The 24,377-nt window shown below is 55.8% G+C and carries 17 protein-coding genes; 9 read left to right on the top strand and 8 right to left on the bottom strand.

Features of this window, described 5'->3' with window-relative positions:
• Positions 1-59: 59 nt before the first annotated feature.
• From HMPREF2756_RS06515 to HMPREF2756_RS06500, 4 genes are all read right to left on the bottom strand, one after another.
• Entirely contained in the window at positions 60-479 is a 420-nt protein-coding gene (locus HMPREF2756_RS06515; protein WP_070619488.1) for a VOC family protein, read from the bottom strand.
• An 87-nt stretch (positions 480-566) separates the two neighbouring features.
• Entirely contained in the window at positions 567-1,346 is a 780-nt protein-coding gene (locus HMPREF2756_RS06510; protein WP_168163749.1) for a helix-turn-helix transcriptional regulator, read from the bottom strand.
• A gap of 62 nt (positions 1,347-1,408) precedes the next feature.
• Positions 1,409-1,912, bottom strand: a complete 504-nt coding sequence (locus tag HMPREF2756_RS06505; protein ID WP_070619483.1) for an LURP-one-related/scramblase family protein — start codon at positions 1,910-1,912, stop codon at positions 1,409-1,411.
• Between the two features lie 25 nt (positions 1,913-1,937).
• Positions 1,938-2,186, bottom strand: coding sequence for a hypothetical protein (locus tag HMPREF2756_RS06500; RefSeq protein WP_070619480.1), 249 nt, complete (start codon positions 2,184-2,186; stop codon positions 1,938-1,940).
• Between the two features lie 278 nt (positions 2,187-2,464).
• On the opposite strand from HMPREF2756_RS06500, the gene HMPREF2756_RS06495 reads away from it, so the two are divergent.
• Positions 2,465-3,694 (top strand): hypothetical protein, encoded by a 1,230-nt coding sequence (locus HMPREF2756_RS06495; RefSeq protein ID WP_246825867.1) that lies wholly within the window; start codon positions 2,465-2,467, stop codon positions 3,692-3,694.
• A gap of 135 nt (positions 3,695-3,829) precedes the next feature.
• On the top strand, positions 3,830-4,180 hold the full coding sequence (locus HMPREF2756_RS06490; protein ID WP_070619632.1) for a VOC family protein: 351 nt from the start codon (positions 3,830-3,832) through the stop codon (positions 4,178-4,180).
• A gap of 77 nt (positions 4,181-4,257) precedes the next feature.
• Here HMPREF2756_RS06490 and HMPREF2756_RS06485 read toward each other — a convergent pair whose 3' ends face one another.
• The gene (locus HMPREF2756_RS06485) at positions 4,258-4,998 is read right to left on the bottom strand and encodes a lytic transglycosylase domain-containing protein (RefSeq protein WP_070619477.1); all 741 of its coding nucleotides are present in this window, start codon (positions 4,996-4,998) and stop codon (positions 4,258-4,260) included.
• Positions 4,999-5,143: 145 nt separating this feature from the next.
• A complete protein-coding gene (locus tag HMPREF2756_RS06480; RefSeq protein WP_070619474.1) occupies positions 5,144-5,887 on the bottom strand; it encodes a peptidoglycan-binding protein in 744 nt (247 codons plus the stop codon).
• A 136-nt stretch (positions 5,888-6,023) separates the two neighbouring features.
• On the opposite strand from HMPREF2756_RS06480, the gene HMPREF2756_RS06475 reads away from it, so the two are divergent.
• Complete coding sequence (locus HMPREF2756_RS06475; protein ID WP_070619472.1) at positions 6,024-6,782, top strand: ABC transporter ATP-binding protein; 759 nt, start codon at positions 6,024-6,026, stop codon at positions 6,780-6,782.
• Between the two features lie 36 nt (positions 6,783-6,818).
• The gene (locus tag HMPREF2756_RS06470; protein WP_083301683.1) at positions 6,819-9,608 is read left to right on the top strand and encodes an ABC transporter permease; all 2,790 of its coding nucleotides are present in this window, start codon (positions 6,819-6,821) and stop codon (positions 9,606-9,608) included.
• 141 nt (positions 9,609-9,749) lie between these two features.
• Here HMPREF2756_RS06470 and HMPREF2756_RS06465 read toward each other — a convergent pair whose 3' ends face one another.
• The gene (locus tag HMPREF2756_RS06465) at positions 9,750-12,704 is read right to left on the bottom strand and encodes a multicopper oxidase domain-containing protein (protein ID WP_371440703.1); all 2,955 of its coding nucleotides are present in this window, start codon (positions 12,702-12,704) and stop codon (positions 9,750-9,752) included.
• Positions 12,705-12,837: 133 nt separating this feature from the next.
• Here HMPREF2756_RS06465 and HMPREF2756_RS06460 point away from each other — a divergent pair, with 133 nt between their 5' ends.
• Together HMPREF2756_RS06460 and HMPREF2756_RS06455 are read left to right on the top strand one after the other, a co-directional pair.
• A complete protein-coding gene (locus HMPREF2756_RS06460) occupies positions 12,838-13,470 on the top strand; it encodes a hypothetical protein (protein WP_070619469.1) in 633 nt (210 codons plus the stop codon).
• Positions 13,471-13,728: 258 nt separating this feature from the next.
• The gene (locus tag HMPREF2756_RS06455; protein WP_070619465.1) at positions 13,729-15,039 is read left to right on the top strand and encodes a glycosyltransferase family 87 protein; all 1,311 of its coding nucleotides are present in this window, start codon (positions 13,729-13,731) and stop codon (positions 15,037-15,039) included.
• 90 nt (positions 15,040-15,129) lie between these two features.
• Here HMPREF2756_RS06455 and HMPREF2756_RS06450 read toward each other — a convergent pair whose 3' ends face one another.
• Positions 15,130-18,141 (bottom strand): hypothetical protein, encoded by a 3,012-nt coding sequence (locus HMPREF2756_RS06450; RefSeq protein ID WP_070619463.1) that lies wholly within the window; start codon positions 18,139-18,141, stop codon positions 15,130-15,132.
• Positions 18,142-18,358: 217 nt separating this feature from the next.
• Between HMPREF2756_RS06450 and HMPREF2756_RS06445 the strand changes: the two genes are divergently transcribed.
• From HMPREF2756_RS06445 to HMPREF2756_RS06435, 3 genes are all read left to right on the top strand, one after another.
• Positions 18,359-20,812: a CPBP family glutamic-type intramembrane protease gene (locus HMPREF2756_RS06445; RefSeq protein ID WP_246825866.1), complete on the top strand. Its 2,454-nt coding sequence runs from the start codon at positions 18,359-18,361 to the stop codon at positions 20,810-20,812.
• A 9-nt stretch (positions 20,813-20,821) separates the two neighbouring features.
• Positions 20,822-22,135: a M18 family aminopeptidase gene (locus HMPREF2756_RS06440; RefSeq protein ID WP_070619458.1), complete on the top strand. Its 1,314-nt coding sequence runs from the start codon at positions 20,822-20,824 to the stop codon at positions 22,133-22,135.
• Between the two features lie 186 nt (positions 22,136-22,321).
• Positions 22,322-23,980, top strand: coding sequence for an ATP-binding cassette domain-containing protein (locus tag HMPREF2756_RS06435; protein ID WP_070619623.1), 1,659 nt, complete (start codon positions 22,322-22,324; stop codon positions 23,978-23,980).
• Positions 23,981-24,377: the final 397 nt, after the last annotated feature.

Raw genomic sequence — 24,377 nt, 5'->3', positions numbered from 1 at the left:
AACGTCCCTCAGCAACTGAAAACCACCATCGCTTTCACTTCTCGCTTCTACGCCATTTCCTAGTACATGACTTCCCAGGCGGTGCCGAACCGGTCGATGCAGCGCCCGTCGTATGCTCCCCACACCCGCTTCTCAAGCGGGTAAAGTACGGTTCCGCCCTCTGACAGCGCTGCAAAAACGCGATCCGCATCGGGCACAGAATCAGCCGGATAGACCAGAAAACTTGCTGGTGCGCCTTCGGGTGCTTCCTCATGCATAACATCCGAGCCCATGAGAGTCATGTTATTAAACTTTAAGGCGGTGTAAGCGATCTTCTCACCCCATTCTTCCTTATACATCCCAGCGCTCTTGAGCGCGTCTGCCATGTCCCGGTAGCGGATAAGGCCATCTCGCTGCGCCCCGAAAAGCTTCTCATAGAAGTCGAAAGCTTCACGGGTGGTTCCGTGGTGGTTTGAAAGATAAACATTCATCTGTGCCATGTGAAATTCTCCTGATTTCGGATGATGGGGACAATAATTTCATGGTAGCAAAGCCACGCTGCCCTTTGCTTATCTTCAATTGCGCACTTATTGACTCTTGCGGGATGACAGCAGGTAACGTGCCAGCAACACCGGAAAATTCGTGGTGATAGGCGGGTCTTCGGGCAGAGGCATGCGCATTGTCAGATGAACTGGGTCAGGTGTTGTCGCCGCATCAAATGTTATAGGAAAGTCTGCTTTAGCTCGGTAATTCTGACTAAGCGCCTTCAGCGGATGCACCCCGAAACGCACCTCGCACGCCAGCAGGTAGTAGGTTCCAGACGGAATATTTGTGAAGGTATGTTCCACAGAACCAACCGCCGCCACCCCAATAACCGGCTCTCCCTTAGGAATCGCGGTAGGAAATAGCCCCATAAACGTAATATCACTGCGGTAGCCTGGTGGATACACTGCGCGCACCGTCAGCTGATGCGGTGTTGTGACGGCGCTTTGACGGTGCTCAAACTGGGCGTTATAACCACGTAGCCCTGAGAGTAAGTTTTGAGCATTGAGAGACTCCCGTATATATTCGCGAGGTGAGCTACCTGTATGTTGCTTGAAGATACGAGAGAAGGTCGTCAGGCTGTTGTAACCAGCGCCGATAGCGCAGCTTGTCACAGTTTTAGCGGGCGATGTGTTTAGGAGCTTTTCAATGCTGTGCTGAATCTTCAACGCCTCAACATACTGCTTAATGGTGTATCCCCTCACTTGTCTAAAACGGCGTGAGAGATGGTACGGGCTGTAACCGCAGGCTTTAGCGATGTTGGCAAGAGTCGGCTTATCTTCTGCGTGCTGACGAATGTAATGTGTGATCTTGGTGGTATCCATAAGACTTCTGGGAGCGTGCATAAAATCTGGAGGTTCATATATGAGGCGAATAAGGGGAAGGACTATCCTGTGGCTACTACAAAGCCGCGCCTGCCGCCGATGTAGTGGGAGAGCACCATGAAAGCGGCCAGAATAAGCTCTTGGAGATTATCATCGAGAATTTCGAGGGCGTAGTTGTATTTCAGAACAAAACCCGGGCGAGTAATTTTGGCGATGATCTTATCTTCCTGGGTTATCGTGAATTTGCCGGAACCGATGCTTCCTTCCAGGAGGAATTCTGCATCGGCTGTTTTAATGCTGATGCTCGGGTGGAATGGTTTCCACTCTAGCCTTTCTAGGGAGGCGCTGCTTCCGTCGGCAAAGTCTGCGGTGTAGTGGTGTTTGGTGTCTGGGACACGGCTGACCGTGATGACTTTTTCTTCGGTATCTGCCTTAGTGAAGACGACGCTTTTTCCGCCGAGACGGAGCCTGCCGTCGGTTTCATAGACTGGTTTGAAATCAGTGTTGAGGATGTTGTACCGGTATTCGGGGTATGCCATCTTTGACTTGGCGTAGAGAGTAGTCATAGGTTTGTATCTTTTCGTAGAAAAATTAGTGGTCCTGGGGTTTATTTTTATTTTTCTGCGCGGAAGATTTTTTGTGTTCGCGGTACATCATCCAGAACCCGCAGACGATAAGAACCGCGCCGAGTATAAAAGAAGTCGTGAGATCGAGCGGTAATATACGACCGTCACCAATACGGGGTAGCGCTAAAACGAAAGTTGCTAGGGCAAAGACCCAGAGCGAAGACGGAATTTCTTTACGTTTTGGCTGTTTATCTTGGTGATCATTATGTGCCATGCTCGCTCCTCTCATAGGTTTCCGACTAGGGGTTATGACATGTTGAGAGAATACGCTCACTAAAACATTATACTGTTCAAATTTATAGAAAACAAGGAATTTGTGCATCATTTACATTTATTGTTATGTATAAAATAGTTCTACTTATCAACTGCTTAAAAATATAAAAATATATTAGGGTTTACGCGGTGTATGTGTGATGTTATTGTGATTCAAATAGATGTAAAAACTTTTTATTAGATTCTTGTATGTTTATGAATAAGCACAGGTGGTTTTTCATGAAGGCAGCTTATCCGGGTGTAAGGTTTACCGTCCTTGGAGTGCTGCTCACATTATGTCTTACGACGTGTGGCACGCCGAAGGCGCAAGAATCTAAGAGCCCGGAAGAATCGTTGAAGAATAGCGCCCTAGCGGTCTCTGTCGCTGGTGACTATCGAGAAAGTGAGGATCCTGGAGGAGGTGTGGGCTTCTACGATCCGCACACCAACTCGTGGACTAAGCTGTCAAACGAAGGATCTCAGACCTCAGAAATTGACTACTATAACAACAAGCTTTATTTCGGGGATAAAAAGAAGGATTATATTTTAGGAGACTCACTGCAAGGTTACGACAGGAACTACGAGTCTGTTTATAATGAGGAGGTATGGGGACTGGATAATGGTGGATTTATCGCAACCAAAAATATTGGCTATACCGAAGATAAAACCTCCTATATTTATAAAATAGTCACCCATGATGGGCAGAATACCGAAGTTCACACCTCGAATCGTAGTATTAAGAACCCTGCACGGTGCGCTAATGGCAGTGTATGGACTGTCAATAATGAATCACACAATTCTCTTGGGCAGAAGCAGAAAGAGAACCAAGGCGATACAAAAGATAAAAACGAACCGACTAAACTGATTCGCCTATACCCTAACTTTTCCGATGATCCTGTAACCGAGCATACGTTTTCTCTTCCCAATGAAGGAATCGATGGCATCACGTGTGTTGGGAATAAAGTCGTTATCATACGGGATACCTATCCTCCCGGCAGCGACCCGCAGAGGAGCAGCTCAAAAGATGTTACGGGTTCCGTTCTTGAGGTATTTGATACAGATACCAGTCAGGCACATGAAGTTCCTATAAGCGGCGACCATGCAGTGCGTGTGAACAATGACATGTGGCAGTCGAAGGAGGGGCATTACCATGCAATCGGTCGCGAAATATGGTGGCAGTCGGGCGATGGGACTATTATTTCTACAGATGTAGAAACCGGGGAAAATACCCGACATTTCACCCTTAAAGACTATAAGAGGTCAAAAGATCAGGGTCTCTTTTATTGGTCTGATAAATATCTCTACAACATAAACTCAACGGACAATAAGGATACTCTGCGCATATACAGCCTTCACGAGAATAAGCTGATTAAAGAAAAAGAACTCCCCGACATGAAGGCTATCCTGTCGAAGCATCAATTTACATATGCCATGGTGGTCACAAACGAGGAAGAGCTTCTCAAGCTATAAAAATAAGAAGGCTTATCCATAGGGTCTGTGCGCCCCAAACCCTGCCTTCACCCCATCAGCGTGCATCTTTGATAGGCTTCAGAGTAAGTGCCGTGAAGATTTTGCCAGGATAAAACACTCATGGAAGGGCTGCTTATGGCTGTTAAGCGTATCGTTACTAACCTTGCCGCTGATAAACCCGAGTCTGCCGCTACTTTTTATCGGGATGTCCTGGGTCTGGAGCTGCTCATGGACCACGGATGGATACAGACTTACGGCAATGCGGAAACTATGACTGTGCAAGTCAGCATAGCCAGTGGAGGGGGCTCAGGTACACCGGTTCCTGATTTATCGATTGAAGTAGATAATCTTGATGAAATCCTCGCTCGCATTCATGCGGCAGGTATTACGCTTGAATATGGCGTTGCTGAAGAACCCTGGGGAGTGCGGAGGTTTTTCGTTCGCGATCCGCTGGGGAACCTTGTGAATATTTTGCAGCATGTATAGAGGACTCGCCGCCATCAAAAATTATCGCCAGAAAATGGGTTATCAAATTATTGAAAGAGCGGCTAAAACCTCATAACTTAGCTTTCCTTAGATCCGGCGCGCGAAGACGGCACTACGGCATGTATGGAGTCTGCGGCGAGTGCATCCGGCGCGGTGGAGTCTTGCTTGGAAGCCTGAGCTTCAATACGCACAATCTGCGACTGCTTAAACCGGTGGTCCGGTGTGCAGGTCAGCTTATATTTTGTCTCGGAAAGATCGCGAATCTTCTGCACATAGTTCTGTGTCTCGGGGAAGGGTGGAATGCCCTTGTACTTCTCGACTGCACCGGGGCCAGCGTTGTACCCGGCAAGCGCCAGATCGAGCGCCTCGTCGTCGTTATGGGCGTATTTGCCCAGCCGTTTCTTGAGCGATTCCAGGTACCGGCCCTGCGCATCAATCGAATTGTGCGGATCGAGGATATCGCCGCCGTTACCCCAATCCTTCCAAGCCTCATCGGTGAACTGGGCTACGCCTCGGGCACCCGCGCTCGAAGCCGCATTGATGCGCCAGTGGCTCTCAGTTTCAAGCTGTGCCGCGATCACACCCGGGCGAATATTCGCTGTCTGCCCGGCCTTGCGGAGATCCTCGTGAACCTCTTCCGGTGCGTAGGTCAAGTCGGTCATACCGCAGTAGTCGTCGTAGGTGGCAGCGAGCCCCACCACACCCGTACCCAGGAGCAGCGCGGAGGCAATAATCTGCCAATGCGCCAGCGCCCCGGCGGTCACTTTCGTGAAGATGTTCTTGCCGGATGCGGTCTTGAGTGAGCTCTTCTTCGCCATTTCTCTAGCCTAGCACCCCAGTAAGCCCGACTGGCGCGGTTTTCACGGACCGGAAAGCAAAATTCCTGTCTCCATTCGCCCCTTTGTTTAAGCGTTAGTATCTGCACAGGAATGAAGGGGTAGGCAAGAACCGATATGCCAGAACCTACCGAGCCTCAATACCGTCGGGGAGGTCATCGCTGGTGAGATAGTAGCCGTTGGGCCAGATAACGCTCCAGGTGACGGATCCGCTGCCGCCTTGATCCCCCGAAGAACGCTCGACCGCGCGAACAACAAATACGCTCTGTGGCTTATCCATACCCGGAATCTTGACCTTAGCTTCGCGGTAATCCCGCACCTGAATATAGGTGCCGGGTTCGGGGTAGAGCCATTTACGTGCGTACTGCTCCGCCTCCTGCATAGTCTTCAGGCGCACCTTAGAATAGTCGAACGTGCAGTCAGCCTCTCCATCTGCAACCTGCTGGTAGGAGACGTCCTCCGGGCATGTGGGTTCTTTCCCCGGGGATGCGCTGGCAGACCCACTGGCACTGGGGGCGGCGCTTGTAGCATCGGCTTTATGTTGTTCCTGCCCAGCGTCAGATGAAGTGCTCGGCGACGGTTTGGCAGTATCTGTTGCGGATGGCGAAGCAGATTCCGAGGGCGAATCCTGCGCTCCCTGCGACTGCTGCGGCTGTTCCGGTGCGGGTGCCGCCTGCGCGCTCTGCTCAGAAACCTGCGGGGTCTGTACCGGGGCGCTCGATACCGGCGCGGAACTTGTGGATACGCTGGGGGTCGCCGTTCTGTTGGGTGTAGCCTCGTTCCGCTGTGTGCCTTTATAAAGCAGGAACATCAGGGTCAAGAACGCCACAATCGCTAGTGCTATGAGAGCGTATTTACGAAATTTTGCCACGGAGTCAACCTCGCCATCGGTGTAAGCACTGAGGGTTTTTCTTTAATGGTATCCGTGGAAACTATAAATATATAGGGGTTTTCCCTTCCGTTATAAATACAGGGTTTTGCGGTGGGTGACTGTAACAATTAAGAATATGACTACTGCAGAAACCACCGCTGAAACTCCAGCGGTATCCACCAAAAACCTGTTCAAAACCTACGGTCGGGGTGAGGCAACTGTACACGCCCTGAATAATGTCACTATTGATTTTGAGCGGGGTAAGTTCACCGCAATTATGGGACCTTCAGGTTCGGGTAAATCAACACTGATGCAAACCCTCGCCACACTGGATACTCCCGATCATATTCCAGAGACCAGCATCCGTATTGGTACCACCGAACTGTACGGGCAGAAGGATAACCAGCTGACCGAGTTCCGGCGTGAGCACGTGGGGTTTATCTTCCAGGCGTTTAACCTGGTGCCTACCCTGACCGCCGGGCAGAACATTGATTTACCGCTGGGGTTGGCGGGTAAGAAGCCAGACCCGGTTTGGCGTGAATACCTGGTCAAAACCCTTGGTCTGTCGGATCGGTTAGGTCATCGCCCCGAACAGCTTTCAGGTGGTCAGCAGCAGCGTGTTGCTATTGTACGTGCGCTGCTCTCGCGCCCGGAGGTGGTGTTTGCTGATGAACCCACCGGTAACCTCGACTCAAATTCGGGTGCTGAGGTGCTCAGGCTATTGCGGGATGCCGCCACTGAGCAGAAGCAGACGATTCTGATGGTCACCCATGATGCGCATGCTGCTTCGTATGCTGATCGTGTGGTGTTTTTAAAGGATGGTGCGATTGCTGGGGATATGCTGAATCCTACGCATGATGCTGTGCTGCAGGCGATGGGACAGCTGGAAGGGTAAAGCACTCGTACGTCTGACAGGAGGGGAAATAGCCGCATGTCTACTATGTCCAAACGATCTAATACATCCACCAATCTGAATACGGTGGCGCGCTCTAACCTGCGTGCTTCTAAAGGTAAGTACGTTCTGACCGGCATCGGCATAGCGGTTGCCTCATTCTTTATTGCCGCCATTATTGTGCTCCTCAGTTCGCTACAGGGAACTATGGATGCCGCTATGGGAGATATGTTCTCAGAGGACGATAACGTGGTCCTTTCGGCGGGAGCTAACGCTCCAAATAATTACACGGCAAACCGTTATCTCACGCCCGAAAATCTTGACACGATCACCAACGACCCTTCGGTTCAGCGGACCTGGGTCATATATGACGGGCAGGGTAAACTCGGCACCGGAGAAGACTCAGTAAAGGTACAGTATGCACAGGCACCCACCGACACCGAGCTCTTCCCCTTCCCCATTGACGGCAAACTGCCGGGCACAGACACCGAGCTGTTGATCTCAAAAGACTTCGCCGAGAAACACAACCTGCACCTTGGCTCAACGGTGACCTCACCGGATGTTGTGGCAGCTATTACCGACCCTAACACCGGTGCCACTAAGGAATACACCATTGCTGGTATTTTCGACACCGGGTTCTCCGGCTCACTCTCGAACGACAGCGTTTATATTGGTGGTACCTCCTATCAGAACGCGGCAGATGAAGCGCTCAAACAGCTTGACCCGACATCTAGGGAGGCGTCGCAGCTACCGTATCCAAGCATGATGTTCGTCCAGTTCAAAGGCGACGATGACGCCCACGCACGCACCGAGCTACAGAAAAAGCTAGCTACCGGTGATCAGAATACCGAACCCGTGGCGAAGTCAGGTGGGGAGTACCTGCAGGATCTCAAAGAAGAAACATCACAATTCTTTGCCTTTATCGGCGTGATTCTAGGGGCGTTCGCGGCGCTCGCCCTGCTGGTCTCATCTTTCGTTATCTCGAATACGTTCGCAGTGCTGGTCGGTCAACGCATCCGCGAGTTGGCGCTACTGCGCACCCTGGGGGCGCACGGGAAATCCCTGGTGCGCATGCTCTTAGTTGAGGCGCTCGTGGTGGGAGTCATTTTCTCCGCTATCGGCGCTGCGCTCGTTTACCCGGTCGCGGCGCTCGCCGGTGTGTTGTTTAAAGATTTCATGGTCTCGTATAACCCGCTGGCGTTCGTGGTGGGTGTGGTGGTCTGCACGCTCGTGACGGTTGTTGCATCGCTCGTCCCGGCACGTAGCGCCCTAAATATTTCGCCCATCAGCGCCTTGGGGGAGGGTACCGCCCAAGCCGTGAAGAAGCCGGGCATTGCGGGTCTGATCCTGGGCCTGATTGCCGCCCTGGCAGGGGCAGCAGCAGTGTGGCAGTCGCTGAGTCTGACCAGTGCCCCGGATGCAGGTGCGCAACAAAGCAGCGCTGGGGTGCTGTTGGTCATGGTTGCGGCGTTGCTTTTGGGCGTTGCCGTGTTCTTACTCCTGCCGTGGTTGTTGCCGCCGCTGATTCGCGTGTTTGGTTCGGTGATTCGCTCCCAGACCGGGAATCTGGCAGTCGCTAACGCGCTGCGTTCGCCTAAGCGCACGGTTTCGACCGGGCGTGCCGTATTGGTGGGTGTGCTCGTGGTGTCTGCAGTACTGAGCGGGTACTCCATCATGACTGCATCGACGGCGAAGTCCATGGAACGTGCCTATCCCGTCTCGGCGACGGCAACCTACGGGACCGGTGGCGGCACGGGAGCTGAGAGCCTTGCTAAGGCGCACTCGGTTGCCGATAAAGTGCAGGGGATTAAGAATGTCGAAAGCGTTGCGGTGGCTCCAGCCGCCGGTGCCCTAGAGTACACCCTCACGTCGAAAGACGGCAGCCAGTCAATGAGCAACACCGCGAGTATGGTGGCGCTCAGTCAGGAAGACTTCGCCAAGGTTATTCCGGCTGAGGGCAAGTACCCGACTGAAGATAACACGGTGCTTGTGCCCGAATCTCTGTATAAAGATGCGGGCTTTGACGATTCCACCCGCCTGAAGGCACGCGGGCCCTTGGGAGAGATTGAACTCAAGCCTATTAAGTCGACCAGTAAGATCGCGAATCTGTACGTGGTGAACCCAGCCACCGGTGCTAAACTGCAGAACCCGGATGACCCGCAGCCCTTGACTCTGCAGCAGCCTGGAGAAGCTGGGGAACAGCCCCAAGGCTCAGCCGCGCAGGGGCAGCGGGGCGCATCCGCTGCCCCAGGGGGTATGAATCCCTCAGCCGGGGCGGAGACTATGGTGCTGGTACACGCTAAATCCCCGCTGACCGCTACTGAGAACTCCGCGCTACAGGATCAGCTTAATAAGGCTAATGACGGCAACGAGTTCACCGGCGGTTTGCAACAGCGCGGTCAGCTCGATCAGGTTCTGACGGTTATGCTGGGGATCACCCTGGGTCTTCTCGCCCTTGCCGTGGTGATCTCGGTGATCGGCGTGGCAAATACGATGACTCTCTCGGTCAATGAACGCCGCCGCGAGAATGCGATGCTGCGCGCGTTGGGGCTCTCCCGCAAGCAGCTGCGCCGCATGATTTCGGCGGAGGCGGTACTAATCACCCTCGGCGCGGTGGCGTTGGGTATCCTTGGGGGCGTCTTTATCGGTAGCGTGAGCGCAAAGGTGGTGCTTGCTGCAACAGACCAAAAGGTGGATTTCGTGCCGGATCTGCCGTATCTGGGTCTGGCGTTGATATTGCTGGTAGGTCTTGCTTCGGCGCTGGTTGCATCCGCTCTGCCGGCGGCACGGTCGGCTCGGATGTCGCCGGTGGAAGGACTCGGCAGCTAGCTAGTCTACGCTGAGCCCATACTTTTGTCATGGTTGTGCTTTTGTCAAACGACCGTAACCATGACAAAAGTGTGGGAAGACAGTAAGGGGGGGGGCAGGGAGTCGACAGCGATAATCCCGCCACCTCCCCGACTGCCCGGACTACTTATCCGTCACCTTGATGTGCCCCATAGCGCCGCGTTCCATCTCGGCGAACTGGTGATTCACGAACGTGTACGTGCCGGGTTCGCGGAACTGCATCTCAACAAAACCACCCTGCGCCGAGTCCAGATCGAGGGCCTGCGAGTGACCGCCGGTTTCCCCATACGGATCTCTGCCGTCCCGAAGCAGGTAGCCGCCTTCCTTATACACGGTGTCAAATTGTGAGCCGACCACGTGGAAACTCATGCCCTTCGACGGTCCCGCAGCCAGCAGCCAGATGCGCACACGCTCGCCGGTTTTCACCTCCAAAGGCTGATTCACATACTGGGTGGCGTGCCCATTGAACATAGTGAGCGAGGGGGTGCCCGCCGCAATGCCATCAGAGGAAACTTCGGCGAGCTTATTGCCGTCAGCCGCAGTCTGCCCCGTATCGGTCAGGTATGTTTCATTCTGAACCATCACATACTCATGATCTACCGGTTCCAGATCCGGCGGGTCGATAATCACGGCACCGTACATGCCCGCCGCCATATGCAGACTCATGGGCGCGGTCGAGCAGTGGTACAGCCAAATACCAGAGCCGGTAGCCTCAAAACGGTAGGTCAGCTTCTCGCCCGGAGCAATGGTTTTCATCGTGTTATCGGGCGAAACCATGCCCGCGTGGAAGTCGAGCGAATGCCCCATCGAACCGTTGTTCTCCAGGGTAATCTCGAAGACATCGCCCAGCTTACCGTGCAGCACCGGGCCCATATACGAACCGTTGAATGTCCATGCCTTCACATCAAGCCCGGGTGCAATTTCACGGTCGAGCTCCTGCACATCCATGGTCATCTTGTGAACAGTCTTACCGTCACGTTTCTCGCCCGCAGGCACGGGACGCAGCACCGGGTCACGGCGCTCATGATCTTTGCCGGGGGATGCGTGCATATCAATATTCGCGTTCTGCGCGGTCAGCAGATTCGTGTTTGTGCCCGAGCCATTTGACCCGTTATTACCGCCGGAACCACCCCCGTGATGCCCGTTCGCCTGCAGGTTATTGCCGGTGGTTTTCACATGAAATACCATGCCCTGCTGGCGGTGCCCGGCAACCGAGCACCAGCCCTCAAGGTCGGAGGTCACCACGCCAACATCCACGCTCTTAGTCTCGCCGGGGTTCAGCGTTCCGGTTTTCGCGCCGTTGGCGAAGGTGAGGTCGTGGGTCATACCCTGATCGTCGTTCGTCACCTCAATCACCAGGCGGTTACCCACCGGAACCTGCGCGGTATCGGGCGTAAACCGGTAATTTGAGGTCGCCTTGACCTTCAGCGTTGTGGTCTGCCCCGTGCCGGTCGCCGTAGAACCACCTATAAAGTTGAAGCCTACCGAGCTGGGATCGGCCGCAATACCCAAGGTCAGCGCCAGAATCACAGCAAGCGCACCGAAAAGGGTCTGCCGGGTATGATTCACAGGTTCCTGTTTGACCTCCGTAACAGGGACAGGCTTCTCACCGCGCGCCCGCGCAGCCATCATCTCTTTACGGGTATTGACCGAAGCCTTAACGCCGCGCACCATAAACGGCAGGAACGAAGCCAAACCGAGCGCACCCACGGCAGAGACAGCGACCTTCACCCAAGAACCCGTAAGCGCATTCGGCAGCATAAAAATAATAAGGCTCAAGTTCACAACCGTCACACGCCCGGCGGCAAGCCTACTAAACTCCTTATTGGATGCGCGCACCACGGCGGGACCGCCGCCCATACGCTGGGGAAGCAGGTAACTCATAGCCCCCAGAAGCACCTGAAGCAGGAAACCCGCCACGAAAATGGGGGTAACCTCGCTCATGCGAAGCTCCTCAAACGGGGTGGTAAACACCAAGCCAGCAGTCCACACCACGCCGATAATAAGCCAGATAAAACCTGCACCCACCGACATTGGTGGGAACTCTGTGGGACGCTTCGTACGAAGGGTTCGCACCATCACCCACGCCACGATCAGCAGCCCCAGCAGATACACGAGCAGGCCCGCGCCCGCGAGGGGGCGCATCCCGAAGAGTGAAGCGAGCGTGGTAACCCCAACGCCCACACACATCAGAATGAGGGCGCGCACGCTGGTTCCCAAAGCGTTTTCGACCATCTTGGTGCGCAGCATCGTAGGCCAGAAGGTAATAAGGGTACCAACCACCGTAATACCCACGAACCCGAGAACATTCACGGCCTCATGCGCGAGCATAAACTGCGAATGCAGCGTGCCCCGCAAACCAGGCAGAGCCGTCATCGCGCCCAGTACGGCACCGACGGGAAGCAGGAACGCCGCAGCGATATAGAAACGAATCGTGGCGCCAAACCGCGAGGGAAGCGCCTGTTTGACCTGGCGAAGAAGCGCATAGCCATGCCAGGCGACCATAGCACCCACCACCAGCGCCCCGACAACCGTCAGGGGATAGAACTGCGGCATGAGATCCTGCAGAATCATGCCCGCCATCAGCAGCACAATACCGCCGTTAAGCGCAAAAATACGTGTGATCTGAATACCGCGGGCCGAATCAGGAATTTTAATCTTCATGAGCGCTTCGGTGAAGTGCTGGCTCCAGATCAGAATCGAATTCGTAATCAGCCCCAGAGTCACCATATGCACGATCAGCCAGCCGCCCTTGGGGATAAAGCGATGCACCAGAATTGCGATAATAACGCCAAAAATCCAGTACGATACCGGTTTCGATGCGCGGCGGTGCCAACTGCCCCGACCGGAGGCGCGCTTAGCAATCTCCTCGGGCGTTAGCGAGGCACCGGGAAGCTCGGTGGGGCGCATCCCAATTGTGAGTCCATCGTTGCCGGAACCTGAAACATCGGCCCCGGACCGTGCAGAATTTTGCGCCGCGCTCGGCTTTGAGGATGCGCCGCCACGACCGGTATCGCGGCCGGTTGATCCTTCTGAGTCAGAACCCGAGGGAGTGGGGTTATGGGGATTCTCGCTCACGGTGTTGTCTTTCGATCGCTTTTAGTCACAGTGCATATAGTTCCATTATATTGCCCGATTCATGCGAATTTTGGCTTTGCGTGAGCCGTCATACAGTAAGGTGCCGGCGAGTGGTAAACGCTAGAATAGCCCTATGAAGTATCTGACTCTCGCCCCCCTCGCCGCTGTTTCCGCTGTGATGCAAGCGCTCGCTATTTACGCTTACGACCAAGATGGAATGGCGGTGGCGGGGCAGATCTTCTTTCCCGTTCTCTTTACGCTGATGGCGTTGTACCTGATGATGAGGAATCCGGGAGGGTCTGCCAAACAGCTTGTGGTGGTGGTCCTTGAGCTGGCAGTTTTCGCCGTCACGATGGTGGGGGTAAATCAGAAAAATCCTTATCTGTACCCCTCGATTATCGTCTACTATGCGTCGTTTGCGGTGCTTGCCTTAGAGGTTGCGGTGCGCATCGCCGAGATGCCCAAGAAGGCGAAGGTTCAGGACGATAGCGAAGATCCCGAATCTTCCGATCAGGATGCGCCCGCCGAGGGCAGCGATGATACCGCCTCCGTAAAAACCGATGAAAAACCTGCGGCGAAATCTTCGGCGGCAACAAAATCGGCAGGTCATGGACTGCGGCGCGCCCGAGCTCAACGCGGTACGCACTTGGTGGCGAAGGTGAAGCCGCGTGAAGGCGCCGAGTCTTCCGGGCAGAGCTCTCAGGATAAGACTCACGACAGCACGAAATCTGAGCCCAAAAAATCTTCGGAAAAGACTTCTGACTAGTATATATTTTGTATTTGGAATATAACGTGGATGGCTTGTTCGCATAGGGTGAGGAACCGTATTCGCTGCACATCAGCGATTGGCGTGTGCATCCCACGCCCCAAGCAATGTATTTAACGTAAGCAGATGTCACCCCAGAAAGACAGGCTCTCATCTGGGTATATGCCCGAAGAGGAATATAATCTTTCGGCGAACAGAATATCCACGCTACACTAAAGGGCGAGAACTTCAGCTCAGTAAGACAGGTACTAATACGCCATGACTGAATCCCGCGCCCAGACTCCGGTTCTGGGCAAACTTGCAGTAGCGGCGCTCATCCTCATGGTGGTGGGCGGCTATATTTTTGAAGCCTTCGTGAACACCTACGGCGGTCTGGATTTTTCGATCTACCGCATGGGTGCCATGACCATTTTCGATAATGAAGGCTTCGACAAAGAACTTTATGGGCGCGCTATGGTGAGCATCGGCGTGCTGGATTTGCCGTTCACCTACCCGCCCTTTGCGGCGCTAGTCTTCCTGCCGTTCGCCTTCATACCGCTCAAGGTAGGTATGGCGATTATGGTGCTTATTACGACCGCCGCCGCCTGGTGGCTCTCCAGCATCATGTACTCCTATGCCAATGCGAATAACCGACCCTTACCGCTTCAGGATAAGCTCGGGCGTTACGGCACGATCGCCGCACTCACCATAGTGGTAATGCTCTGCGGCCCCTGGCGGCGTACCTTCGACCTTATGCAGATTAACCCCATCATTATGGTGCTAATTCTTGCCGATTTTCTGCGCCCGGCAACACGTGTGCCGCGCGGAGTACTTATCGGTATCGCTGGCGGTTTGAAACTGACCCCGCTCGTATTCGGACTTATTCTGCTGGTGCGCCGCGACTGGAAGGGCATTATCACCCTCGGTGCAACCTTCCTCGCCACCATTGCCCTCGGCTTTGTGCTGCTGCCGCAAGAAGCCCCGCAGTACTGGTTCCACGCGGTTTCAGATCCTTCGCGTGTGGGCGATATTAACTTCGTCGATAATATTTCGATTCAGGGCTGGCTCATGCACTATGGGCTGAACGGAACCGCCGCCAAGCTCTGTTTCTACCTGCTGGCTGCGCTCTCCGTCGTGCTCACCGCCGCGATTCTCTATCAGCTCGAACGCCGCAACAAGGTTCTCGCCCAGGTTGCCGTGACCGGGTTCCTCATGGTCAGCCTCTCGCCGATCAGCTGGTCGCATCATAACGTGCTTCTGCCGCTTCTGGTCCTCGTGCTTATTGTGGATGCATTCGGCGAGTTCTTCACATACCTGCCGCCCGCTGCGATGACTGTGGCGCGCATCTTGACCTGGGTGGGCGTTGTGGGGCTCTATATTTCCCCGCGCGTGCTCGGCGGCATGACCCAGTGGAATATGAACGGGCTCGAATTCTTGGCTGCGCCGGGTGTTGCGCTGGGTGGCACGCCGATCGTGTGCCTCTTTATCGTGACCGTTCTGCTGTGGGGGTGGGCGGTCCTCACCCCGAGAGCACGCAGCGCTTCGGTCAAACCCGCCGCAGAGTCGGCAAACGCCCCGAACTCGGCATAGCCTTGCGAACCGCGCAGAAGACCCCCGCATCGTTGATCACAATGCGGGGGTCTTCTCTATCTCGGTTTAGACCAAGAAGTTATCGGCTACTTAGCGAATACCGACGTTCCAGGTGCCCTGGAAGGAGTTAATTGCCAAGTAAACATCTTCGGAAGCGTCAAACTTCGCGGTGCCCTGGAACTCTGAGGTACTGGACTCCAAGATAACATCGTTCGAGCGGGCCGCATCCATCACGCGCAGGTTCATTACCGGCCTGCGCTCGTAGCCAGCCTCCAAAGTACCCGAGCCGCCCGAGTAGATCACGGCGTAGGAGTTGAACGCGGCGCTGATCTTCTCGCCCTTAGAAATCTTGGGTGCGGAGGAAGCATCGTAGACGCGAATAAGCCACTCGCCCTCACTATCGACATTTACCTTGCGGGTGGGGCTGGAAGTCTTCAAGTCCATCCACAGGGTGCCCGAGATTTTATCTTTGGTCAGTGCGGAAGTGTAAAGAGCGAAGCTGGAAGTTTTATCGTCCCCCGTGCGCCCCTCCAAGGAGTGGCGCGAGTTGGATTCTTTGGAGGGGGTGAACTCATAGTAGACGATAGCCTTCGAATCGTTGCCCTTGGGCTTCTCGATATCGATGGTCTGCTTATCTTTGCCCTTGTACTCCTTGAAATCGCCGCTGGGCAGTTTTGCTTCAACATTCTTCAGCTCGGCGGGCGATGAGCTTGCCGAGCTCTCTGACGATGCCGAGGCTGCCGATGATGACTCGGCGGGGCTTTCCGATGCTGCTGCATTGGAAGATCCGCGCGGCAGGGTGAAAATCAGTACCAGAATGATAATAATCAACAGCGCCACAGCACCGGCGATGACGCTCCACCCGGCGGGAGTCGCAAAGAACGGGCGCTTCGGCTTCTCGGGCTGGTTGAAGGGAGTCTGACCGTTTGCATACGGTGAATCGCTGAACCCGGATGCTGCCGCCGCAGTGAACCCGTTGAGCGCATCCGAGGTGTTTGACTCGGAGTATTGCTGATTCTGGTTCGACTGGTTCTGATTGTACGAACCCTGAGCAAAACCGCTGTTCTGAACGTTATTATTCTGAGCATCGTTCTGCTGCTGGAACTGCTGCGATTGACCGGCCTGGTACTGACCCTGCTGAGGCTGGTTCTGCTGCGACTGCGAGCCCTGGAACTGGTTGGGCTGACCCTGCCCCTGGAACTGGTTACCCTGCTGGTTCGAAGCGTTCTGCACCGAGTGCTGCTGATTCTGTCCCGACTGAGAGCTCTGATCCTGTTGGGCATTCTGACTCTGCGTATTTTGGTTCTGAGAACCCTGCTGCTGAGCCGAAGCGCCGGATGCGCCCGCCCCGGAGGAGGCCGCTGCACCCGCGCCCGCTGCGGCGCCTGCGACAGCACCAGCGGCGGCACCTGCACCGAAGCCCGAGCGTGACCGATCCTGACCCTGCTGAGGCTGTTGTCCCTGCTGAGGCTGACCGGACTGAGAATATCCTGGCTGGGATTGTCCGGGTCGCGCCTGGCCGGATTGCTGCTGCTGAGACTGCGGCTGAGCGAACCCCTGCTGGCTCTGCTGCTCTCGACTCTGGGACTGCTGCGCCTGCGAACCCTGGTTCGGGGCACTCTGACCCTGGGTGTCTCGGTTCTGAGCGCCCTGGCTTTGGGTACTCTGGGTTCGCGGATCCTGCGCTTGAGCGCTTCGCTGCTGAGCGTTCTGCCCGGCAAATCCCTGCTGCTCGGAGCCCTGGTTCTGCTGCACAAAACCTTGACGCTGCTCAGAGCCCTGCTGTTGCTGGTTGAAGCTCTGTTGGCGCTGTGTAGACTCCTGTTGCTGACGCTGCGCAAAATCCTGCTGAGGCTGATCAGAGCCAGAGCCCTGCTGTTGATTGAAGTTCTGCTGGCGCTGTGTAGACTCCTGTTGCTGACGCTGGGCAAATTCTTGCTGACGCTGGGCCTCAAAAGACTGCGGCTGCTGAGATTGCCCGGGCTGTTGAGTCTGAGTAACGTGTTGAGACTGAGCGGGCTGCTGAGGCTGAGACTGCTGACCCCGGTTCTGAGCGTTCTGCTCTTGAGAACTCTGCGCGGCAAAGCCCGACTGCTGCTGATTCACGGGAGCCTGAGACTGTCCCTCAAAACGCTGCTGCGTGGGAGGAACCTGGGAAGTGCCGCGCGGGGGAGTAGCCGGTCGGGAAGATGCCTGAGCCTCGGTACCACGCGAATCAGCCAAATCGCGCGCATCGGACTGGGGGCGCGCATCCGTAGGCTCACCCTGAGACGGACCCGAAGACTGCTCGGGGCGCGACTCGCGTGAAAGAACCTGCTGCTGTGTGGATTCTGAAGATACAGACTCCTGTCGTGCAGCCTCGGGCCGTTCGGCACCTGCTGCAGTGGCAGAACTTGCGGACCCCTGAGAATCCTGTGCGTCGCTGAGGGGCTCTCGTGCATCGTAAGAAACACCCGAACCCTGCGCGACTCCCGGCTGCTGTGCGCTCGTGTCCGGCGTGGATGGGGCGTTATGGGTATCGCGAGCGGTCTCGCGAGTAGGCTCCGAAACCTGAGGCTTTGGAGCCTCGGCAGTGCCGCTCTGACGGTTCACGGGGGTCTCAGAAACGCTCTGCTCGGAACGCACCTGCGAATCGGCTGAAGAGCCTGCCGCTGCACCGGGACCGGATGTGCCCGCACGCTCACCCGCGACCTCGCGCGACTCGGAACCGGCTGACGCCGCATCCTGAACATGGGCAGACTCCGCCTGAGTCTTCTGCTCAGGGGTCTGCTGATGGGAAGTTTTCTGCTCGGCAAACTGTTCGGAAATGGTCGGCGCGGTACGCTGCTTCGGGGCGGAATCCTGCGCAGACTCACCGCTCTGCTCAGAGCTTGACGATGGCGAGGGCTTCGCGCTGGAAGAACCCTCAGAAGAGCCCGATGCGGCAGATGAAGATTCCGCCGTCGAGGGTGCCTGCTCATTCTCAGGCTCGGGCTCCTCAATCCACAGCTGCCAACCTTCGGGAACAGGACCCCATGCGGGATCGGGCCGCCACGTCGGGGTAGGAGACCACCCGGCAGGCGGTTTGGGCCAATTTGGGGGCGGATTGAAGACGAGAGCCATCTGAACCTTCCTTCACTACTGGCGCCAAAAACACCCGGAAGCGTAGGCACGAGTAGCCTCAAATTTTAAACTACGGTAACCCTCAAATTATGGCATATTTCCCATAAAATATAAGCCCGAAAAGTTCATAGGCAGGTAAATTATTACACCGTAAGGCAACCCGCACAGATGGCCCCGGTGTGACATTCGGGGGAGGGTCCCCTCTATTATGGATACTATGAGCACTAATCACCAGCAGGAACCCGGACATCACGGTTCTGAGTTCATTCCAACAAACCAACCACCTGGCGCAGTCACTAATACCCAAAATATGCCCACGATGCTGAGCCCGCATCAAGCAGAAAGTTACGGGTACGGCGCTGAGTCTACCTTCGCCTCCGCTGAGTATTACAGGAGTAACCGCCTTACCCGTAAGGAACTTCTGGAACGCGCCAGCGAGCTGCCCTATCACCGGTTATCGCATGTGAACCCGCGTGCCCGTTGGTTCACCCCGGTTCTTGAGGGTTTGCTGTTTGCCGGCATCTATTTTGTGCTCCTGCTGATGGTGAGCTTTGCGCTGCTGGCATTCGCCGTGATGCTGCGCGTCCCTTACGATTACCTGACCGATCTGCAGCGTATTTACGCGAACGTTTTTAAGACCCCGCTTGTTTTTATTGCGCTTCTTATTACCATCATTCCGGTGATTCCGGCGATTTTCATTGCGCGCCTGATTACTAACTTCAAACCCTTAGGGCTGATTCACTCCATTGCGGGCCGCATGCGGTGGTCCTATTTGAGTGTTTTCCTAGGCTTTGGGTTCCTCATTTTCGGTCTTTACTATGTAGGGTTCGCGACTCTGGATGGTTCTTTGACCACGCAGAACAGCGTGCATCCGCTGAATTCCGGCATGTTCTGGCTGTACATTGTGCTTATTCTGCTAATAGTTCCGTTCCAGTGCTACGCCGAGGAACTGCTCTTCCGCGGTTATCTCATGCAGACCGTGGGCCGGTGGCTGAAGAACCCCGTTTGGGCAATTATTATTCCAGCGCCTATCTTTATGGTGCTGCATGGTTACGGACTGTGGGGTCTGCTTTCTGTGCTGACGATGGCTCTGATCGCCGGGTTCTTGTGCTGGTACACTGGCGGTCTTGAAGCCGGTATCGGCCTGCATATTGCGAATAATGTTTCGATTTTTATCTTTGGACTGCTGGGTCTGGAGGATCCCTTTGGTGCGGTTCGTGAGGAACAGCCGCTTGACTTTGTGCAGGCCCTTATTCTGCAGCTTGCCTTCGCCGGGCTCGTGTGCATGTACACCTACCGGCAAAAGAGAAAAGCCGCTCTGAACCAGGGGCAGGATGCGGCTGCCGCCTCCTCGGCTGAGGGTGCTTCAATGGGCGTGGAACCGCCCGTTTCTTCCTCGGATGCGCCAGCCGCAGCACCGGCTCCGGGCGCTGCGCACGCGGCCACACAGCCCGGTATGTCCGTGAAAAATGCTGCTGCTTCACCTGCTGCTGATACTTCTGCTTCTGCACCGCAAGGGTCGCAGGCGCCGGTACAATCACAACCTGTACAACCTGCTGCCCCTGTGGCGGGGAACGCCAATCCTGCACAGGATAATGCTTCGGTAAAATCGGCGTCTTCGGCTGCCCCCACCAACCCGCAAGCAGCTGAGGAACATCGTGCACCCGAGCGGAATATCGCGGAGAAACCGGCTGCGCAGGCACCCGCCGCGAAGCCTGTGGAAGGCGCTCGTAAGAGCGAGCAGAATGATACGTCGGTCAAGGCTTCTGCCCCCGCGCAGCCCGAACGTTCACCGGCTCATGGTTCGGCACCGGCTAATAAGCCTGCACCAATCGGTAAGCCTGCGCCAGCCAAGGAATCTGTGCCGACTCATGAGTCAGCCCAGTCCCAGAAACCGGCGCAAACTGCCAAACCGGCACAGGCTCATGAATCGACTCAGCCTCAAAAGCCGGTACACACTAACGAGTCAGCCCAGGCTGAGCGTCCGACGACCGCGAATACCGCAGCCCACGCAACCGGGAAAGAAGCGCCTGCTGCCGATAAACCCGCGCAGTCTGCACAGGCGAGGACTATCGCCGACGAACTCAATCCTGCCGTGGTTGCCCCCGCAGCAGCGGAAAAGGCTCCGTCAGGCATAGATCTGGATACGGCGCAGAAAGCTGCACGCGCCTCCGCGCAGAAGACTCAGCAGGGCTCGAATCAGGCCGATTCTTCGGTGCATGCCTCCGGGACACACGGGTCTGCGTCGAATGCAGCCGCGCCGCAGAAGGGAACCGCTAGCGCATCCGCCGCGCAGTCAGACGATACGAAGAACCCTTCCTCGAAGAACTACGCGCCGGATACCTCCACAATGAGCATTCCCGTGCAAAATGCCTTGTCGGCCTATGAGCGTGCCAAGGCTCAGGCCCTAGCTCAGCAGAAAGAAGCTGCCCGGCAGAAGGAAAGCGGGCAGGGCGCATCCGCTAAGAATGCGGCTGCGGACGGCTCGGCTGCAGTTTCGCAGACCTCGCGGGCTCAGCGGGAGGCATCCCAGAACACCTCAGAGGTTCCCTGGGCTACCGCTCCGATTCCGAAAATCTCGCCGGAAGCCGCACAATCGCATAAGCAGGGATCAACAGACGCTTCACCGTGGACCTCGGCGTTCCCCGTCATTCCCAAACCCAAGAAGTAGGCGCATAGTATGACCGTTGATGCCGTCAAAAATATCGAAGACCTCGCCCAGTTCGTCTGCGATTCGCCCGTCTCATATCTGGCGGCGCGAACCGTAGCACGGCGCCTGCAGGCGGCGGGGTTTACCGAGCTGAACGAAACCGAGCCGTGGCAGAATGAGGTTGCCGTCGGCAGGCATTTTGTGATGCGTGACGGCGCGATTATCGCTTGGGCTGGCGGTCGGCGGGCGCAGAAGGCGAGCGGTTACCGGGTGCTGGGTGCGCATACGGATTCGCCGTCGCTTAAGCTCAAGCCGAGTTCATCGGTGACAGCGGCAGGATGGCATCAAATGGGCGTCGAAAATTACGGTGGCGCACTGCTTAATTCCTTTTTGGATCGTGAGCTGCGCGCCGCCGGGCGCCTGACGGTACTTCGGGAAGACGGCACCCTTCAGGATCGCTATGTGGTGACTGGACCGTTGGCGCGTGTGCCGCAGCTGGCTCCTCATCTGGACCATAAACGTAATGAGCTGACCCTCGATAAACAGTTCAATATGTACCCCATTTGGGGCGTGGATGATACCGAGAACGATGTGCTCGCCTATTTGGCACAGCAGACCATCGACGAGGGCGGTTCGGTCGATCCGGAGCAGATCGTCGGTTACGATGTGCTCTTTGCGGATGCGCAGGAACCTCGCCGTTTCGGGCGAGATGGAGAGTTTTTCGCCTCGGGCAGGTTGGATAATCTCTCGTCGGTTCATGCCGGATTGTGCGCCTTAGAACGCTATGTGGCCGAGAATGCTGACGAAGACTCGGCGCATACCGTGATGCTTGCAGGATTCGATCACGAAGAGATCGGTTCTGAAACCCGCAGCGGCGCCGCTGGTCCGTTCTTAGAGGATGTGCTGGTGCGGCTCTCGCAGGCTCGCGGGGAGAGCCAGGACGAATACCGCCGCTCGCTCGCCGATTCGGTGTGCCTTTCGGCGGATGCCGGGCATCTGGTGAACCCGAACTACCAGGGGCATCATGACCCGACGGTGCGCCCGCTTCCCGGTGCTGGACCGCTGCTGAAGATCAACGCGAATCAGCGATATGCAACCGATGCGGTGGGTGCCGGTATTTTCGCGGCGGCGTGCAAGGCGGCGGACGTTCCTTATCAGGAGTTCGTGTCGAATAACAATATGCCCTGCGGTTCCACGATCGGACCTATCACCGCCACCCGACTGGGGATGCGCACCATCGACGTGGGGATCGGACTACTGTCGATGCATTCAATGCGCGAAATGTGCCACGTTCACGATATGGCATACCTGACCCGCGCGGTGGAAGGCTTCTATCGGTTGTAGCTGCCGCATCCTTTCTGTCCCGCCTCTATCGCCCATAAGTCGTACACTTTCCTGCATATCGTACGTTTAAACCTTACGAATATGCAGGAAAGTGTACGATATATACCGTTATACCGTGCCTAGGTGCACACATACCGACAATACATTCTCCCGCCGCGTCAGGCAGCGGGAGAGAAAGAGAACTCGGTGAAATACCTCAAACCATATTTTATATTTTGTGCTCGCGTTATGACTTTAGCCTGGCGAGCTTCACCCCCGAAAAACCTTAGCGTACTGGCCGCCGTCATTATCTCTGCGCTCGCTCTGATCGCCTGCCCAATTCTGCTGGGTTATGGTGTTCAGCGCACCCTTGAAAGCCCAGAAGCCTGGCGTCAAAACCTTGCCATCCTCGTGATTCTTTACAGTATTTTGTGGCTCATCGGGCAGAGCTTTCGGTATCTTTTCTACCCTGCTTACGGGTTCATTGAGCAGAAAATGCAATCGCGCCATATGGCGGATGCACTCGTCACCAGCATCGGCGCCGACCCGCGCGCACGCGCTATGCTAGGCGCCTCCGAAATTGCGTATGCCGTCGATGCGCAGGCCGCATCCATTCGCGAAACCCTTGCCACCTTGTACCTCTCAATTCTGCCCGCCGGGGTTGGTTGTATCGCCGGTGCTGTCTCAATTCTGGTGATGGGTGGCGTGCCGGAGCTAGGCATATTTTGCGGGTTTGTAGCCCTATATCTGGCTGGAAGCATGCCGCTGATTGCGCGTCATCAGAAGTTTCAAGGCGAATTCTTTGACGGCTCAATGCGCAGTTTCGGCACCCTGGAAAACACGCTCCGCCTGTGGCGTGAAAGCAGAATCCTTGGGGCGGCTCCCTTTCTGCGTGACCGATACGCCCAAGGCCGCCTGCCTGTAGAAGCAAAAGCTCTCAAAAGTTACCGTTACACCATGTTGTTACACACCTGGCAGGGCGCGATGCTGTCTCTATGTCTGCTCGCAATAGTGCTCAAAACCGTATTATTCGGTGAAGATTCTCCGGCGCAGATTACGGGTACTGCGGTGGCACTCATCGGAGTATGCGCGGCGGCAATTGGCCCGCTCCAAGCCGTCGGCTTTGGGGTATCGACCATCGCGGTCTCGGCGGAGCGTTACCAGCAGGCGCACCATAAAATAGCCACTCCTGCCGCTGAGAATTCGGCGTATCTCATCGACTACGTCGTAACCACAGGTGAACTTTCCCTCCGCCTGGATGCACGCAACCTGAGTGAAACATCCTATGGTGTGCATACGGTGAAGCCGGGACGCCCATGTTGGGTGCGTGGCGCATCCGGTGCGGGAAAAAGTTTGCTTTTAGAACGGCTTCTTGGTGTGCGTGCGACAACTACCCCCGCTTATATGTCGATGAGCGCACCGCAAGGCACTCTTCGGTTTGTCTACCTGCCGCAGGAAGCTGGGCTGCTGGTTGGTACCGCGCATGAGAATGTGGCGTTTGGGCGCGACATTCCGGTGCATATATGCGACCGGTACCTGCAGGCGGTGGGGCTAAGCGAATTTACCTCTAGTGGTGCTCGATGTCATGACGCCGTCGCGGGTGAGAACGGCAGCGTGTCCGGGGGAGAGGGCAGGCGCATCGCCTTGGCGCGTACTTTGGCGGCGGCCGAAGCCTTGAATGAGCAGAAAGCCCCGAGCCCCGCGACCGTCATGGTTCTCGATGAGCCGACCGCCGGGCTGGATGCGCCTACCCGTGCCCGTGTCTGGGAACTGATTGAGCGAGCGGCCCATACCGCAATCGTGCTGGTGAGTACCCACGATGAGGATGCGCCCGCCCGGCAGGACGATACCGTGATCGAACTCTAATGCGGGGCGAACCCTAAGAACGAGAAAGTTTTACCTGTAAAACATGCGGTAAAGTTGAATTAACCCTTTTCACCGGGGTAAGAGCACACGGCACGCATTATGGCCGTCCTTCCGCAAGAGAATCTTAGATACAGCCCTTTGCCTGGAAAGCACAATAGCTTCTGCAACCGTCTCAGAAAATAAGGCCGCGCGGTAGGTTATCCCAACGTATCCCCAGAAATCTCCTAAAAGGGATAACTAGCTTTGCTGCTTATCTCAACCTATCGGGACTTATCTTAAAAATCCCGATAACCCCCCGATAGGTTCCGATAACTATTGTTCCCCCTCCCCGTAAAAAAGAGCCTTTATGTAAATAAAGCGGTGAAAAATACTCTTTATTCACATAAAGGCTCTTTTT

Source organism: Rothia sp. HMSC067H10, from assembly GCF_001810635.1.
Classification (GTDB): Bacteria; Actinomycetota; Actinomycetes; order Actinomycetales; family Micrococcaceae; genus Rothia; species Rothia dentocariosa.
This window is presented reverse-complemented; position numbering and strand designations above follow the sequence as displayed.

Excerpts from the sequence above, each read along its gene's own strand:
- HMPREF2756_RS06500 (WP_070619480.1), bottom strand. The coding sequence starts at position 2,186 with ATGGCACATAATGATCACCAAGATAAACAGCCAAAACGTAAAGAAATT.
- HMPREF2756_RS06505 (WP_070619483.1), bottom strand. The coding sequence starts at position 1,912 with ATGACTACTCTCTACGCCAAGTCAAAGATGGCATACCCCGAATACCGG.
- HMPREF2756_RS06470 (WP_083301683.1), top strand. The coding sequence starts at position 6,819 with ATGTCTACTATGTCCAAACGATCTAATACATCCACCAATCTGAATACG.
- HMPREF2756_RS06460 (WP_070619469.1), top strand. The coding sequence starts at position 12,838 with ATGAAGTATCTGACTCTCGCCCCCCTCGCCGCTGTTTCCGCTGTGATG.
- HMPREF2756_RS06475 (WP_070619472.1), top strand. The coding sequence starts at position 6,024 with ATGACTACTGCAGAAACCACCGCTGAAACTCCAGCGGTATCCACCAAA.
- HMPREF2756_RS06440 (WP_070619458.1), top strand. The coding sequence starts at position 20,822 with ATGACCGTTGATGCCGTCAAAAATATCGAAGACCTCGCCCAGTTCGTC.
- HMPREF2756_RS06445 (WP_246825866.1), top strand. The coding sequence starts at position 18,359 with ATGAGCACTAATCACCAGCAGGAACCCGGACATCACGGTTCTGAGTTC.
- HMPREF2756_RS06450 (WP_070619463.1), bottom strand. The coding sequence starts at position 18,141 with ATGGCTCTCGTCTTCAATCCGCCCCCAAATTGGCCCAAACCGCCTGCC.
- HMPREF2756_RS06510 (WP_168163749.1), bottom strand. The coding sequence starts at position 1,346 with ATGGATACCACCAAGATCACACATTACATTCGTCAGCACGCAGAAGAT.
- HMPREF2756_RS06495 (WP_246825867.1), top strand. The coding sequence starts at position 2,465 with ATGAAGGCAGCTTATCCGGGTGTAAGGTTTACCGTCCTTGGAGTGCTG.
- HMPREF2756_RS06485 (WP_070619477.1), bottom strand. The coding sequence starts at position 4,998 with ATGGCGAAGAAGAGCTCACTCAAGACCGCATCCGGCAAGAACATCTTC.
- HMPREF2756_RS06515 (WP_070619488.1), bottom strand. The coding sequence starts at position 479 with ATGGCACAGATGAATGTTTATCTTTCAAACCACCACGGAACCACCCGT.
- HMPREF2756_RS06490 (WP_070619632.1), top strand. The coding sequence starts at position 3,830 with ATGGCTGTTAAGCGTATCGTTACTAACCTTGCCGCTGATAAACCCGAG.
- HMPREF2756_RS06455 (WP_070619465.1), top strand. The coding sequence starts at position 13,729 with ATGACTGAATCCCGCGCCCAGACTCCGGTTCTGGGCAAACTTGCAGTA.